This is a genomic window from Paraburkholderia sp. BCC1884, from assembly GCF_900996225.1.
In the GTDB taxonomy this organism is placed as follows: Bacteria; Pseudomonadota; Gammaproteobacteria; order Burkholderiales; family Burkholderiaceae; genus Paraburkholderia.
Genome location: NZ_CAAJGL010000130.1, coordinates 1 through 519, shown reverse-complemented (window position 1 = coordinate 519; position 519 = coordinate 1). Strand labels below are relative to the sequence as shown.

Below are 519 nucleotides of genomic sequence, written 5' to 3'. Positions count from 1 at the left end.
CTGACCGACTCGATCAATCGCATCGCGCGATTCCTCGACGGCTATCGCAAACGTCACGCGGCCTGAGCGGCCGCATCCGTCCTTCAACTTCAAAACGCAACCACACCCAGCATGGAACCGATCAAAGTCGCCCTGTTGGGCTTCGGCACCGTCGGCAGCGGCACCTTCGAGGTGCTGCGCCGCAATCAGGAAGAAATCAAGCGGCGCGCCGGCCGGGGCATCGAGATCACGCGCATCGCGCTGCGCAACCCGGCCAAGGCGCAGGCCGCGCTGGGCGGCGCGCGCGTCGATCTGAGCACCGATTTCCAGGCGGTGGTCGACGATCCCTCGGTCTCGATCGTCGCCGAGATGATCGGCGGCACCGGCATCGCCCGCGAGCTGGTGCTGCGCGCGATCGCCAACGGCAAGCACGTGGTGACCGCCAACAAGGCCCTGCTCGCCGTGCACGGCAGCGAGATCTTCGCGGCCGCGCGCGAGAAGGGCGTGATGGTCGCGTTCGAGGCCGCCGTGGCCGGCGGC

At 68.4% G+C, this 519-nt stretch carries 1 protein-coding gene; it reads left to right on the top strand.

What is annotated here, in order from left to right; genetic code table 11:
• Nucleotides 1–111: 111 nt before the first annotated feature.
• The coding region (locus FQ705_RS29315; protein ID WP_409934749.1) for a Gfo/Idh/MocA family oxidoreductase at nucleotides 112–519 on the top strand (408 nt) is incomplete at its 3' end.